Source organism: Haloarcula nitratireducens (assembly GCF_019599505.1).
The window spans coordinates 1-14618 of the sequence record NZ_RKLT01000046.1 but is presented as its reverse complement, the minus strand read 5'-3'; the positions used below and the strand labels follow the sequence as shown (position 1 = coordinate 14618).

General features: G+C 54.3%; 16 protein-coding genes and 1 pseudogene. 9 read left to right on the top strand and 8 right to left on the bottom strand.

Going from position 1 to position 14618, the window contains the following annotated elements; all coding sequences use genetic code 11:
- The 4 genes from EGH23_RS25655 to EGH23_RS26735 all read left to right on the top strand — a co-directional run.
- On the top strand, positions 1–559 hold a 559-nt coding region (locus EGH23_RS25655), incomplete at its 5' end, for a helix-turn-helix domain-containing protein (RefSeq protein ID WP_220582824.1).
- 260 nt (positions 560–819) lie between these two features.
- Entirely contained in the window at positions 820–2232 is a 1413-nt protein-coding gene (locus EGH23_RS25650) for an ATP-binding protein (protein ID WP_220582823.1), read from the top strand.
- Between the two features lie 209 nt (positions 2233–2441).
- Positions 2442–2831 (top strand): class I SAM-dependent methyltransferase, encoded by a 390-nt coding sequence (locus tag EGH23_RS26740; protein ID WP_236045099.1) that lies wholly within the window; start codon positions 2442–2444, stop codon positions 2829–2831.
- A gap of 9 nt (positions 2832–2840) precedes the next feature.
- Entirely contained in the window at positions 2841–3206 is a 366-nt protein-coding gene (locus EGH23_RS26735; RefSeq protein WP_236045098.1) for a hypothetical protein, read from the top strand.
- Positions 3207–3256: 50 nt separating this feature from the next.
- On the opposite strand, the gene EGH23_RS25640 is transcribed toward EGH23_RS26735, so the two are convergent.
- A complete protein-coding gene (locus EGH23_RS25640) occupies positions 3257–3499 on the bottom strand; it encodes a HalOD1 output domain-containing protein (protein ID WP_220582822.1) in 243 nt (80 codons plus the stop codon).
- Positions 3500–3750: 251 nt separating this feature from the next.
- Here EGH23_RS25640 and EGH23_RS25635 point away from each other — a divergent pair, with 251 nt between their 5' ends.
- The 3 genes from EGH23_RS25635 (at position 3751) to EGH23_RS25625 (ending at position 5988) form a co-directional block, all read left to right on the top strand.
- The gene (locus EGH23_RS25635) at positions 3751–4041 is read left to right on the top strand and encodes a hypothetical protein (RefSeq protein ID WP_220582821.1); all 291 of its coding nucleotides are present in this window, start codon (positions 3751–3753) and stop codon (positions 4039–4041) included.
- 322 nt (positions 4042–4363) lie between these two features.
- On the top strand, positions 4364–5287 hold the full coding sequence (locus EGH23_RS25630; RefSeq protein WP_220582820.1) for a GAF domain-containing protein: 924 nt from the start codon (positions 4364–4366) through the stop codon (positions 5285–5287).
- Positions 5287–5988, top strand: coding sequence for an RAD55 family ATPase (locus EGH23_RS25625; protein WP_220582819.1), 702 nt, complete (start codon positions 5287–5289; stop codon positions 5986–5988). Before EGH23_RS25630 ends, EGH23_RS25625 begins: the two co-directional genes overlap by 1 nt.
- Before the next feature lie 285 nt (positions 5989–6273).
- Here EGH23_RS25625 and EGH23_RS25620 read toward each other — a convergent pair whose 3' ends face one another.
- Entirely contained in the window at positions 6274–6504 is a 231-nt protein-coding gene (locus EGH23_RS25620; RefSeq protein WP_220582818.1) for a hypothetical protein, read from the bottom strand.
- Positions 6505–6981: 477 nt separating this feature from the next.
- The gene (locus tag EGH23_RS25615) at positions 6982–8415 is read right to left on the bottom strand and encodes a PAS domain S-box protein (protein ID WP_220582817.1); all 1434 of its coding nucleotides are present in this window, start codon (positions 8413–8415) and stop codon (positions 6982–6984) included.
- A 208-nt stretch (positions 8416–8623) separates the two neighbouring features.
- Between EGH23_RS25615 and EGH23_RS25610 the strand changes: the two genes are divergently transcribed.
- Together EGH23_RS25610 and EGH23_RS25605 are read left to right on the top strand one after the other, a co-directional pair.
- Entirely contained in the window at positions 8624–9517 is an 894-nt protein-coding gene (locus EGH23_RS25610; protein ID WP_220582816.1) for a hypothetical protein, read from the top strand.
- The gene (locus EGH23_RS25605; protein WP_220582815.1) at positions 9517–10536 is read left to right on the top strand and encodes a hypothetical protein; all 1020 of its coding nucleotides are present in this window, start codon (positions 9517–9519) and stop codon (positions 10534–10536) included. Before EGH23_RS25610 ends, EGH23_RS25605 begins: the two co-directional genes overlap by 1 nt.
- Here the strand turns inward: EGH23_RS25605 and EGH23_RS27555 are convergent.
- The 5 genes and pseudogenes from EGH23_RS27555 to EGH23_RS25585 all read right to left on the bottom strand — a co-directional run.
- Positions 10495–10866 carry a DUF8069 family protein gene (locus EGH23_RS27555; RefSeq protein ID WP_483867134.1) on the bottom strand — a complete coding sequence of 124 codons (372 nt, stop codon included), beginning with the start codon at positions 10864–10866 and terminating at the stop codon, positions 10495–10497. The genes EGH23_RS25605 and EGH23_RS27555 overlap by 42 nt on opposite strands.
- A gap of 201 nt (positions 10867–11067) precedes the next feature.
- Positions 11068–11763, bottom strand: a complete 696-nt coding sequence (locus tag EGH23_RS25600) for a nucleotidyltransferase family protein (protein ID WP_220582814.1) — start codon at positions 11761–11763, stop codon at positions 11068–11070.
- Positions 11764–11765: 2 nt separating this feature from the next.
- Positions 11766–12431, bottom strand: coding sequence for a helix-turn-helix domain-containing protein (locus EGH23_RS25595; protein ID WP_220582813.1), 666 nt, complete (start codon positions 12429–12431; stop codon positions 11766–11768).
- A 398-nt stretch (positions 12432–12829) separates the two neighbouring features.
- Positions 12830–14038, bottom strand: a complete 1209-nt coding sequence (locus EGH23_RS25590) for a Cdc6/Cdc18 family protein (protein ID WP_220582812.1) — start codon at positions 14036–14038, stop codon at positions 12830–12832.
- Positions 14039–14409: 371 nt separating this feature from the next.
- Positions 14410–14618, bottom strand: a pseudogene (locus EGH23_RS25585) (IS6 family transposase); the annotation flags it as partial.

Below are 14618 nucleotides of genomic sequence, written 5' to 3'. Positions count from 1 at the left end.
TGACGCCGCCCAGTTTAAAGCGTGCTGTCGGGATGCACAGACGATTGAGGACATAGAGATACTGACGGCAACTGACGACGAATTCCTCTGTCGCATGCGCTGGGTCGACGAAATCAACCTGCCCTTCCAGATGGTAACAGCCGGTGAGGGCACTCTGTTAGACGCCTTCGGAGCAGATAGTCACTGGCATCTCCGAGTACTCTATCCATCCCGAGAACATCTTCAAAAAACGAAAGCGTTCTGTGCCGAGCACGAGGTCTCGTGTACTATCGATGGGGTTCACGAGTTGGCAGACGATCTGTCGGGCCGCTACGGGCTGACGGCAAGACAGTACGACGCCCTCATTACTGCCGTCGAACAGGGGTATTTCGAGGTCCCGCGAGAGATCACCCTAAACGCGCTTGCCGACGAATTAGACATGAACTATCAGACATTGTCAGAGTGTCTTCGCCGCGGGACCGAAACACTCGTCAAAGAGAGGTTGTTGATTGGGCATCCGGACGAAGCAGACCGCCCTGATGATCCTACTTCGAAACAGCCCAGCATGCCATCACTGTGACAACCGATGAACCGCCTCGGGACCACATGGTTCGAGAGAGTGACGCTCTCTCACCATCACGAGACGACTTTGCCGTTTTGAACGACCCCGAGGCACTCGCCGTGCTTATACAGAATCACGGAGAATACCTGCAGCAGTCACATTCATGCGACAACGGCTTCAGGAAATGCCCACAGACGACCGCTGGATTATAGCCATCGGTTCTGACCCCCGACGATTACAAGTGTCGTGTTCGTAGAGATAGTGTACACCGAATGTCAGTGTCTGCTGACGACGAGACTCGAATTCTGCTCGTAGGATTAGCCGACACTATCGACCGGCAGCTTACAGCGGCGCTCAAGAACAGGGGTTTCGAAGTCGAAAGCGTCTCCGCTGCGTCAGACTGTCTTCGCCGAGTACGAAAGGACGATATTGACGGTATCATCAGCGAATATTCACTGCCCGAGTTCGATGGCCTGCAACTTCTCAGATCACTTCGCATGTCACAGCCGGATCTGCCGTTTCTCGTGGTTCCTGCAGACGGGTCCGAAACAATCGCAGGTGAGGCACTCGCCGCCGATGCAGATGGGTATGTCCCAGCAGACAGCAACCTAGAAACGATCGTCACCCGACTTCAAAGCTCTCTCCAAGGCACGACCGCTCAAAGCGAAGACGAAAGTCAGTATCGCTACCGCAGTATCGTGCAGACATCTCCATTCCCGATAAATATCTTCGATGGAAGTGGAGAAATTATCTGGTGTAATGATGCTGTGCTCGACTTACTCGATGAAGACTGCCGTGAAGAGTTACTCGGAGAGTCCATCTTCGAATTTATCCATCCGGACGATCGAGAGAACGCTCGGGAGGAAATAACGGCAGTTATCGAAGCCAAAGAGTCGACAGGGCCAACGCAAATGAAGCTTCGAACCGCGGCTGGCGATATACGGTATATCCACGTCTCGACTGCTACCGGCTCCTTTTTCGGCACAGATATCGGCCAAGCGATCATCGTCGACCTCACGGAGCAAGAGGAACGGAAGCGACAGTTACAGATTTTTGAACAATGGTTGCGCCATAATATCCGCAACGAGATGACTGTGATTCACGGCATGGCAGAAAGTATTCACCAAGGCTTTGTTGACGATGCCACTGACTGTGCCCGTCGAATACAAGACCACGCTGCACACCTCGTTGAACAGGCGAACCATGAACGAAAAATTGTCAGCCTCATCTCGGAGCGGTCCGATCCAGTCGTAACAGACCTCACGGCTGTCATTGATCGGCAGGTAGCGAAGTGTCGTAAGGAGTTCCCCACAGCTGATATCGAGATTACACAACGAGCAGAGATCACGACGAGAGCAGTTCCGGAAATCGGCGATGCGATTCAGGAACTTCTGGACAACGCAATTCAACACAACCACACCGACACACCGGTCGTCAAACTCGAACTAGAGCGGACTGCTGAGAACAATGGGATTCTGCGGATAATCGATAATGGTCCTGGAATACCCGACAGAGAGACGAACAATCTACTCATTGGTCAGAAAATTACCCCACTCAGTCACGGAACAGGGCTTGGACTAGTTTTCGTCTATTGGGCTGTTCGGCGCTCCGGAGCTAGAATTACGTTTGACACAAACGACCCTCATGGAAGCCGTATCACACTTACTTTTCCGCTCGCTGCAGACAACTAATGACGTCACAGCGCACCGCACTGGCCTGTAACGCTGCCATCAGGTAACTACACGGCCACTATTCTTTTTGACGACTCTCTCGACCATTCGGTTTACCGCGTGAGTACCTCCTCACGACTCCGCAAGACGAGTCCACCGGAGCACAGCGAACACTGCTTCGACTAACCCAAAATTGCGGCTGTGCCGGATAAACCCACGGAAACAAGACAATGGCAAATAGTGCCCACCCAGCCAAGGGCGACCCCGTCGACATCGATGGCGCAATCGCCGAACGCCCGCGAGAGATCCGACAGTATCCGCTGTTGAATGCGGTGTATGCCCGCCACGACCAACTCATCAACGAGTGGGCGCGCGGCAGAACGCTCGAGATCGCACACGGCCAGTACGCCCATCCCACCGCCGACGTCGCAGTGGATATCTTTGCCGAGAACGCACACGCAGCCCAGTGTGCGGCCGCCGTCAGCGACGCGAGACAGCTGCCGTTTACTAGCGACTCCTTCGAGATGGTTATCGGCCGGCGTTTCCTGCATTACGTCCCGGCCGAGGACCGACTGCAGCTCATCGAGGAGTGCAAGCGAGTGTTCAAGCCGGGCGGCTGACTCATCATCTTGGAGGGAACGCCAGACCTCTATCGTCGAGCAATCAAAGGCATCGGATTCGCTCTCGGCATCCTTGGTGAGGACAGCGACGACTACGGCCACTGCTCGGCGGCAGAAATTCGAACACTCGTCGACAAAGCGAACTTGTCCACTGACGTCGACCGTGCGCTCGGGTCACCGCTGACGCCTCTGGCGATCAGGACACACGACTTGCTCGCCCACCTCGGCGAGCTCGTCAATCGGACGCAGCTCGTTCGCTGGTGGACACTACACGTTGCGAGGGTGATCGAGAGGAATAGACCCTCATCCGCCTCAATAGCGACAGAAGCCGCTCAGCGGTGGTCTTGCAAGAGAGTGAAAACCCCACTAACTTGAACAGATTTTCATCGCCGTGAAACGACCCACTCACAGTATCCACGTACTTGCTACGTCATCTGCACAGGATGGTCTACTGTTTCCTTTATCTCAATACTACCGTCACCAAATACTGCCACACTATGGCCATAATATTCGAATTCAATAGTTGATGTCTCACAAGTCTCCATCTCAACAAACCTCTGTAGCAATTTTGGGTCTATCGTCTCATACAATGGGGGGAGCCGCTGGGAATCAACAGCAATTCCCTCCTGCTTGGCGACTTCTTTGATGATTGGATAGACGAATGCCATTGCCGGCGTTATACTCCATCTACAAAAAAATGGACTGGCCAGATTGATCAGGACTAATCGGCCAATCCGGCCGTCTAGCCGCTGCTCTCCACGGAAATCCGTTGAATTCAAACCATTTGTCCGTCTAGTGCTATAGCTGGTGAATAAGCGGACAATTACTGCGATCGAAGCCCTCACTAGTAACTGAGAGCAACCAGAAACCACGCTCCTGCGCCAGGATATACTTGTACCAGAGGGCAATAACACCCACTATGACTGCCGACGAGACGACGGTCCACCACGGCACACTCCCCAAACCGACGAATCTTCGAGACACGCTCGAACGAGCTGGCATCGAATATCTCGACGTCGACGAGGAGCGAATCGTCGTCATCTATCAGCAGGCAATTCTCATGGTCACCGCGACAGACGGCCAGGTAACAGCCACACAGGAGCTTGACGTCGAACTCTGGGAAGCAGCGCCGGGCACTGTGGAGCAAGAGCCCGAAACTCTCCTTACTGCATTCTGCGATGAGCTGGTGGCGGCGACCGATACCCCTTAGCCCTAAAAAGCCGTTTCGTTACAGCAAACCCACCAAGCGGCCGTCTACAGAGACATCTACCGCATGGGCATCGAACCTGCACGAGATAGGCGACCATATCATTATAGGGTGTGCTGTGGTAACATAACTCATGAAAGGGCACCAATACAAAGCGGTCGCTGGTATCGAAGCTAGCAGGACCTGTATCTCGAAGCCTCATTCAGTAGGCGAGACAGTATTCCGTGCTCAAATTCGGTCACAAAGACAGTGTGTACCCCGACGTGCGCTGACAGCCACACCAGCAGATATCGAGTAGACACCAAAGACAATCCCGACTAACACCATGTCACAACTCACCATCCTCTGCGTTGATCCGAAAACAAATTGGACGGCCCCACTGGACGGGTTAGTTGAGGAGCCAGCGTGCCAAGTCCTCGAACGAGAGACACTCGCAGCGGCACAGGAGATCATTGCCCATCGAGATATCGACTGTCTCGTCACAGAGTATGAACTCCCAGACGGAACCGGTCTAGAACTCATTTCGCACGTCCGAGAGGTAGCACCGGATACGGGTGTAATCATCTGTACAGATGCCGATCGCGAGCTGATCGCCGCCGAAGCGAACGATCACGTCGTCGAGTTCGTGAAGAAAGATAGCGCCCAGTCAGAGACGCGAATCGCTCAACTTACCCGAACCACGGCAGCACAGCGGAGTCAAACTGCGTATCCGCTGCCAGCGACCGAACGGGAACGCCTCACAGCCCTTGAAGCGTACAATCTCAATGCCCAAGTATTCCTGCCAGTAATCCAGCGTATTACGGATTTGGCTGCTGTCCACTTCGACGTGACCCAGAGTTCGGTGAATATCATCACCGAACAGACCCAGGAATTTCTGGCCTGCCACGGCGAGAACTGGGAGGCAACACCCCGTGAGCAGTCACTGTGTACCTATACGATTCTGAGTGAGGGAGTGACCGTGATCGAAGATACTCGAGCAGACTCCCACTTTGGGGACAGCGAACTCCTGCAAGAGTTCGATATTCGTTTCTACGCCGGAGCGACCCTGACCACGAAGGAGGGGTATCCGATCGGAACAGTGTGTATCTACGACGACACACCCCGCGAATTCACCGACGAAGACGAAGCGTATCTGGAACTGTTGGCAGCCGAAGTAATGGACTGGCTCACAGTGCTGAGACAACGCCAGAACGGGGCGGAGATGCAGGCTACTCGTCCTGCCGATAACAGCGATGATGGAGGACGCTAATGGCGTCCAACGGCGGGCCACAGTTCACGTTCCCATCAAACCTAGAGCCAGAGACCGTACAACCAGGAACCAACATTTTGGTCAGTGGGTCTTCCGGACAGGGCGCTCGTGACGTGGCGCTCCGTCTGATGCTCGCGGGCACCAGCAGCAACGAAGGGGTGTTGTTACTCTCGGCCGGTACCAGTGGCCGCTCCCTTCTCGAGCGAGCGGCCCACGAAGTAGAAACCCTCGATCGTGGTCGAGTCGGAATCGTCGATTGTTCGGGCCTTGAAGACGATCAGCAGCGATTCGACGAACACACGAAATCGATCGACGATCCAGGCGATCTCACGGCGATTCAGATGGAACTCTCAGTGCTCTACGAGATGCTGCTGGAACGCGGCTACGATCGCGTCCGTGTCGGCGTGTTTTCCGTCTCAGCGCTGATCGCCCACGCCGAGCTGGAGGCTGTCTCCCGCTTCATTCATATGCTCTCAGGCCGAGTCATCGCAACTGCTGATCTGGGCGTGTTCGTACTCGATAGCTCGATGCAGGATGATTTGACAGTCGATGTGATCGAACAATACTGCGACGGAACTATCGACGTCCAGATGACTGATGACGATAATACTGAAATACGAGCCCGTGGATTAGGCATTGACTCGCCATCGTGGCGCCAGGTCTCCGCGAGTCCACAGGATCAACAGCGGCATCAGCCGTAGCGAGCGCTCTCTTTCAGAGAAGGGTCACGAGTTGTGAGGGAGGCGAACAGCCATTGAGCTGCCCACTACGCGTTGTCAGTGAGAGGACCCTCTCACTAATACAGCTACTCAGTTAGGCGAAATAACACGTCTGTCCCAGCACTTACCCGCGTAGGGAATCGAGACAGTGTCACACTCCTCAGTATGTGTCCAGCAGAGTCTCCCACCCAGTCGGCCGACTTCCCGAGTCAGCCGCCGGTTCAGTGCCCCGCGTGTGAGTCTGCGCTCCAGTCAAACGACACGCCATCATTCCTGCTCCTTGAGCAGCTTACCGTTCCACTTGTTGGTTGTGACTCTCATCTCACCCAGTTCGCCGACATCTGTGCGTATACGAGCACAGATACGGCTGAACTCCTCGACTATCACCCCGCTGGTGGTGTGAACTGCCCCAGCTGTCACCTCGCTGCCCACAATCCACGTCATCCAGTGATTCCAGTCCAAGATGGCGCAGTTGCTGTGCTTGCCTGCCAGGATCATCAGTCACAAATCGTTGAGCGCTTCCAGACAGGACTCAGCACACACCAACAGCTCACAACCTCGCTCAACACAACGTAGGTTCGATTCAGTCGAGAATAGCGCGATCCGAGACGTTTCACCAGCTTCTATATTACCGGTTTGGATCTCGTCAACAGGTACATCAATCACGAATGATTGGCCATCTTCTTCGATTTCAGGACTCGCCCCACTTCCATCCGGTTTGGCCGTCTGATATAAGGTTTCATCGCCCCTCAGCCCTGAGTACGATGACTCCCGATACCGAAGTCGAGTACGTGACCGAACCGGCACTCGATAGAACACGCATCAAGGATCACGGTAGGTATCCGGGACAGCCCTCCGAATCGGAAAGCGAAGGAGACCGCGGCCTGGTTCGGGTCAGATTCCGTGACCAGGACGAAGACCTCAAAGAGATCTCCTGGGAACAGTTTCGAGAAAAAGAACTCGCGGCAGCCTTACTCACTCGCTTGCATCTCGGAGTACGTCCGTGAATTCGAAGCGCGCACCGCCAGCATCGCTCTTGTTTATCTCGCATGACCACCCATACACGTCAACCAACTCGCAAACGAACGCCAGCCCCAACCCTGTCCCCCCAGCATCAGCGGCGGTCGTATAGCCGGCCTCAAAAACAGCTTCTCGGTCTTCAGGCGGGATGCCAACACCGTCATCACCCACGTAGAACCCGGTTGGCAGGTCACCGACTGTAATGGTGACATCTTTTCCGCCGTGCTCAACAGCGTTCTCGAACAAATTCCGAAACAGGTGCCGGAGATATGTTTCGTCAGCTCGTATCTCGACGTTGACTTCTATGTCCAGCGTCGCATCGGGAGCGTTTATTTCGTCCCACGCGTCCCGCGCTGTGTCCGCAAGCACGACTGACTCGTTCTTAGAGACTGCGTCACTACGGCGTGTTAGCACCAGCATTACGTCAATCATGTCCTCAATGCGGTCGAACGCCTCGGCAACGTACTCAACGGCGTCCGCATCTGCCTCGGCTGGCAGTTGCTGGCTGTAGATCTGCCCGACTGCCACGGGATTCCGAAGCTCATGTGCCAACATGCTCGCGAAGCTGTCCAAGCGTTCGTTCTGTTCGTGGAGTTTCCGTTCACGCTCGTTGCGGGCCGTCACGTCGCGGACGACGCCGACGAAATCAAGGGCCTTCTCGTCGCCCATCGAGAGCGGGGCAAGTGTCGCTTCGGTTTCGATTTGCTCCCCCGATGCCGTTTTCAACGTCGCCTCGTAGGTTTTCGGCTTATGATTATCTGTCGCCAGTTCGCGTCGCAGCTCCGCTTTCGGTGTCTCCATCTCGTCGATAAACCGCTCCGTCTGCGAGCCGAGGAGGTCCTCACGGTCGTAGCCGACCATATCGGCGTACGCCTGGTTGACCAAGGTAAAACGATTCTCGCCGTCGGAGACAAAGATACCGTCGCTAACGGTCTCGACAATGGTCTCATAGTGTTTGGTTTCGCGCTGTTTCTCCTCGGCGTTTCGAATCTGGGTTTTTGCCCGCGCATCGTGAACACCCATGATGAGGCCGGCAACGCTGGCGAGTGCCGTGAGAATAAACACGTTCACAACGACGTTCGTGAGGGTGGCGACAAATGCGATGAAGAGGAGGATTCCGAGTATCACACCAACAGCGCCGACACACCATCGTGCGACTGTCCCGAAGAGGTCGGGACGGATATCGGTCCGTGGCAGCCAGTAGCCCGCCGCGAGGAGGACGAGCGCGGATCCACCGACGGTTATAGCGACGACGATATCGGCACCGGGGTCAAGAACGACTCCCGGAACGAACGGCCACCCGGTCGCAAACACGAGGTAAATTCCGCCGAGAGCCAACAGAATCCCCCGCCCGTTGATTCGCGTAATCGCCCACATCAGGTACCCCATTGACCTATCCAAGAATAGAATCCCGTATTATTGTTGTGGTAGATGAAATGATACAAATCCTCGTTCGGTAGTATCTTCAGCTACACTGTTCTGACAACCACGAAATCGAGACTCCACGCCTTCATCGTTTAGTGTAATCTATTTCACTAAACCAATGGTAGTATTGGTACGTAAATTATTATAACCATGACAGTCATCTGTTCGTAAGATGCCACAAAAAGAGAGTCTCCTTCGGCTATCGCGCCGTGGTGTACTGTCGTCGTTTGCAGGAACAGGCGTCGCCGCCATATTCGGCGGGGTTGCGTCGGACTACACGGCCACCAACGTAGCCGCCACTAACCAGATTGACGACATTGTGCTTGGTTCCTTTGAGTCGACGCTCGACAAGTGGCAATCCGACGACGAGGTCTCGTTGTCGCGGGTTACACGACATGACCGTCCGCTCGCCGTCTCCGAAGGCGAATATGCCCTTGACGTCACCAGCGACAGCACCTCCACTCCCACAATTTCGCGACCGATTACCGAGCTCAACCTTGCGACGCACCCGTACTTCGTCGCCGACGTCGTCCCGAGCCAGATAGACGGAACCAACGCGCCCATCGACTTCCGATTCCGCCTCTATCGGCCGAAGAATGTACTCGATGGTTGGTCGACGCAGGAACTGGTCGTCGAGTCTGAACCAGTAACAGTCCCACAGGCTGTCCCGGGGCGGATATACTGGGACGCGAGCGACATCAAACCCGAACTCCTCGAGATGGGGTCCCATCTCGAAATCGGTTGGTATCCAACCGACCGCGATCCCGATTCGCCCGACGGAGCGTTCGAGTACCGCGGTGGTGTCGTCTTCGATGCCATCCATGCAACCGCCTCTGTCGACCCTGTGGGGAGCGCCCGCCTTTCGACCATGATGCGTGACCTCCAGTTCGACCACGGCACCTACGTTCGGACCGAGGTAGAAGACGAGTTCGACACCGGGGAGACTGGCACGTTCGTCTTCGACGACGGCACGGCCGTGCCGTATCGATTCGAGGCCCTCGCCGCGGAACGATTCCTGCTCACGGTTGCAGAGACGGAGATCAAATTTGGTGGAGGGTGGGACTAATGGTCGAGCGCTCGACATCGGCAACGACCATCACGTTGATTCCCGGGCACAGCGAGAACAGCACGGAGGGTGGCGACGACCTCGACAGTGCAATGCCTGACTACAACGGCAAGTGTCTTGATGCATGGTTCGTCGCTGACGCAGTGACAGACCTCCCTGATGACCTGCAGACGGTTCGCGAGATGCGTAAACATCTGCCGGAGTACGACGAGGGTCTCCGACAGTACCGGCTTGCGAACCGTATCGATCTGTCCTTCTCCACGCCGGACGGCCGGAGCGTCACAGAGCCGAGTATCACCCTCGAAACGAACGCGAACGAGAAGCCGTCGTACGTCGGCGTCGAGGGAGAAGACTCCGAGGAGAACGTTGTCAGGGATATCATCGAGCGCGACGACCTCGATTGGTTCGATGGGAAAAGTAAGCTCCGAGCCGACGTGTCGAACAAGCGATTCGAGAGCGACGCTGTACGCGAGAAAGTGAACGGCATCGAAGGCGTGCGCGCGTCCGTCCTCTTCGGTGGAAGCGATACGTACATCGAGATTTTGCGCGAGAAATTCTACGAACTCGGCCCAGCCGAGTTCCTCGAGACAACGGGCATGGATGTGGAGGTGGTGCCCGCGTTCATCGTCCACCCGCCGACGATGTACACGTTCCTCGAACTCGCAGCGATGGCCGATGGGACGAAACTCGCCCGCGTCTGGGACGTGAGCCGCTATCCCAAACACTACCTCTACGTCGACGAGCGAAAGCGTGACGTGACTGATTTCGAGGAAGGCAGCAGGCTCTCGGGCGGCGAATGGCGGCAAAACGAGAACGCGAACGAGCGGTTCGGCCAGTGGGCTCTCGAGGAACAGGATTTCCGGTCACCGTTCTCGCCACATACGCGGTCGGGTTATGAACAGTACGTCGACCACGTTACATCGTTTGGACCCTATCCGGCGATGACCTACGGCGAGGACGGTGAGGAACTGACGGCGTCAGTGGTAGCGTCCCACCTGCCGCCGCTGTTCCCCTGGTAGACCTTTCGGGGCTTGCCTCCGAGGCATTCGGGTTGCTCCGCCTGAAGACCCTCGGGCTGGGCGGTCGCGAAGACCCGGAACGAACAAGTGGAAGTACACGAGCGCTTGATTCGACTCGAACACTGCTTCCGACGGCGAGTGAGTGAGTAGTTGCTCCGCTGGGATAGCGTCGGCAACTCCCGCAGCATGGAGGCCCTCGGCAAGATCGTGTGCGAGTGATTCATTGATGCACAGTAGATTCAGACCTGTGTCCCGGTCGGTGGCTAGCTGGCGTCGCTCGAATCGTTCGTAATCTGGAATCGTCTCATCTATGATGTTACGAGAGGTCACCCCCTCACCCCGTCGGGAGGACAGAAACTGACTAACCAACAGTCAGCAAGTTACCCAACGGAAGTGTTGGTTAGCGGCACACCACCGTGTCCGAAGCTTTTCGACCGAGAGCGGGAGCAGGTCGGCAGTTTCGGTGCAACCATAAACTGACAGACCTTCTTGTTCTTGAAGCTTAGCGTTTGGTGAACAGCGACCGTGATCTCACTGTTGTTGTCGCTTGAGAAACTCGAGGAGAGTCTCGATATCCTCGGCTGACGCTGACGATTGCCCAAACATACTCTTGAAACGGTGATCCAGTCCGCCTTCTTCAATGAATGCTTGTGCGTCATTAAGTTGGCCTCGAAGCGCAGCGGCATCGCCGCGGTGCAGATGTGTTTCGACCTCGTCCAACTCAATCGCTGGGACTGCAGCGAGGACATCAGCGAGGTCTGTCTTTCGACCGCTATGAAGCTTAACGGCCACAAGTACTTCGCCGTCAGCTGCTCGGGCAGTCGTCGAGCGGGTCCCGCCTGAAATCGTTGTCGGGGAGCTGTGGGTGCGTAAATAGTCGAACGACCATTCCGCTTCGGTCTGCCGACAGCCCAGTCCGTTCACGAGGATATCTACACCAACCGGGTGTGGCAGCCCTTCCGTTCGCTCAAACAATTCGATTTCACGGTTATAGATCGTCTCTTCCGGTGGCACTTCGAGATCTGCCTTGCGTTCGAAGTCGTGTGTTTCGAGGAAGGTTACGACTTCGTCGTAGTCGTCTGGTGCGATGACGAGATCGAGGTCAGTCGAGAATCGCGGTTCAAACTGGCTAATTGCGTACCCACCGACGAGGACGAAGCCAATATCGGACTGCTCCAGTGCGTCGAGCACTTCGATGAGCGCCTCACTACGATCTTCTTGGCTCATATTCAGGCTGGCTCCAAACGGTACTCTGCGTCTGTATCGACGTTATCGTACATTCGACCGAGCATGTCGAGTGCGGACTCAAACGTTGCGTAGTGTTCGTTTGCGAACGCGACAGTTTCTTGGAGTGGAATGACAGGCCGCCCGTCGACCATCTCGGTTTCGAGCTCTGGCTGTGGGTCAAGGACGATCTGTATCGCACCAGTAAGATCCTCAGCGGATTGGCGTTCCCGTGCGGCTGGTATCCCGAACCGATCGAAGAACGTCATCCAAGCCTCGACATCTTGCTCACGAACGGCAATAAATAACGGATAGTCCGCTGGGTCACGGGCAACCTGATACCCCCCACGGGTCCACACGTAAACCGCATCAATAGCGGTGAAGGCATAATCCATATCGGTAAACTGTGGAAGGATGTACGTCTCTGATATCGAGGGTGACGAAGTCGCCGCTGCAGTGGCAACAAACTCAAGGCCAACGTCCCGTATCGACTGATCAAGGAGTTGCAGGCCGTTATCGTACGCGACGTACCCTGCTTCTTCGAGTCGGTTTACAACTCGACGGATTGTTTCCCGGTTCTCGTCAATCTTCCGCGCGACACCTGAGATGGAGTCCCCTCGATCAAGCGCGAGGAGTACCTTAAGTTCCTTCTCGCCACATACCTCGTACATCCTATAGTTACATAATTCTGTGCAACAGACAAAAGTATTACTCTTCTTGTGAATCTATGCGTCGAGACCGAGGCATTGTCACCGTAATTTCACCATCTAACCTACAAGAAACGCTATCTTCGACAATTGTTGGTTAGCGTTGCAATACAGTGACAAAACCATTTTGACCAACGACATCGCACATAAAAATATAGTACACCGATTCATCCGGAATGATTCATCATACACACCACGTTTCCGGTGAATTGGAGCGCTAGAGTTCCTGATACAGGGATATTATGAACATCATTTAGAAAGCAAGATATTCTACAAATCGCTGATTAGAAGATGATTTTCACCGGAAACCCGGTGTCCGGTCTTCTTCCCTGGAAGCGAATCAAGGCGTCACCGGTGACGAATTAGGCAATTGTATCTTCGAGGACCTGTTGGACAACGGCTGGATCTTCTAACAGTTTGTGCTCGGTATAACTCCCCTCAGCACTGCCACCACTGTGGCGAGCCTGTTCTATGATATCAAGGAATGCGTGCTCCTTCAGCAGGTCTCGAACTCTGCGCAGGGAGAGTGTATCAGAGCCCTCTTGGCGACAAATTTCCTCGTAGACGTCATAGATATGGGTCGTCCGGAATCCCACTTCTTCATCAGTGGTTTCTCCTTCATTAAGTGAAAGAATTGTCAATGCCTGAAGTACATATCGAGAATGGGGAGTAGATCCGCTAATGAGTTCGCGGAACCGATCGGTCTCTGCTCGCTCACGTGCTTGGATAACAAACTGCTCGGTAACGATTCCAGTATCAGTGGACTGAGCGATTTCGCCGGCATAACGAAGGATATCGATAGCTTTGCGTGCATCACCATGTTCGCGTGCTGCAAGTGCTGCTGCGCGTGGAATTACTCCATCTTCCAAGACACCATCACGGAATGCATCACTCCGTGCACTCATGATCTCATTGAGTTGGTTGGCATCGTACGGTGGGAAGACAAATTCTCGTTCACAGAGACTTGATTTGACCCGCTCGTCCATCCGGTCCTTGTATTTTATTTTGTTACTGATTCCAATAACACCGATTTTACACTGCTCTATTTTTCCTGCTTCACCCGCCCGCGACAGTTGCATCAAGATGGCGTCATCTTCTAACTTGTCGATCTCATCAAGGATAATGAGCACAACATCATAATGTGTATCTAGAATACGCCAAAGCCGCTTGTAGTAGGTCGCAGTGCTGATACCTTTATCTGGGATATAGATGTCATCCTTAGCTGTATTCACTGAATCAGCGATTGTCTGAACAGACTGTGTCTCAGTGCTGTCTTGAGCACAATCGACGTAGGCAAAAGCTGCGTTGATACCTTCGTCTTCTGCTGTATCAACCAGACGGCTGGATACATATTTTGCGCAAAGAGACTTGCCAGTTCCTGTTTTCCCGTAGAGGAGTACGTTACTAGGACTCTGGCCAAAAATAGCTGGATTCACCGCATTTGCGAGCTGACCGATTTCCTCGTCACGTCCAACGATCCGATCCTCTTCTGGGAGATGGCTAATCTCGAGCAACTCTTTGTTGATGAAGATTGGATCCTCACGGATGAACAGATCGTCAGATTCGGACATACCTTGTACACCGGGTTTCCGGTGAAACGTCTTGATACTTTCCCCGAGACACACACACCGGGTTTCCGGTGAAATCCGTCACGAGCGTGTCTAGTATCCAGTCGAAATGGGGGTGTGAGTATACCGGAAACGAGGTAAGACTTCCCAGAATCTGGGACGCGACATGATAGCACTACTCTACGTGGAGATATTGACGAAGAGTGTAAAGACCGGACAATCAACTGTAGAGTTGAGTTACAGCTCTATTTCAGCTGAGCAGTATTAGCTTTACAAGCGAGAGATTCTCGCTTTTGAGTTTAATAAGCGATTTACTTACTGGGATATCACTCTCCTATACTATATAAAACTATGTCAGACATAGTCGGTAGTGTTTAGTTTGGAGTATTGTGCCAGCGAGCGAAGCTCTGTAACCAATTTTCGGCTGTTTCGGGTTCAACGTGGCTGAAGCAGTTCGAAAACGACGAGGTTCGTCGCTTCAGCTCTCGAAAGATTCGTTCGACAGCGTTCCGATTTCCGTGGCGACGTATCTGAAATTGGAGTCCGGTTCGTTGAAGTGCTGTTTGGAGGTGTTGAGCGCCAT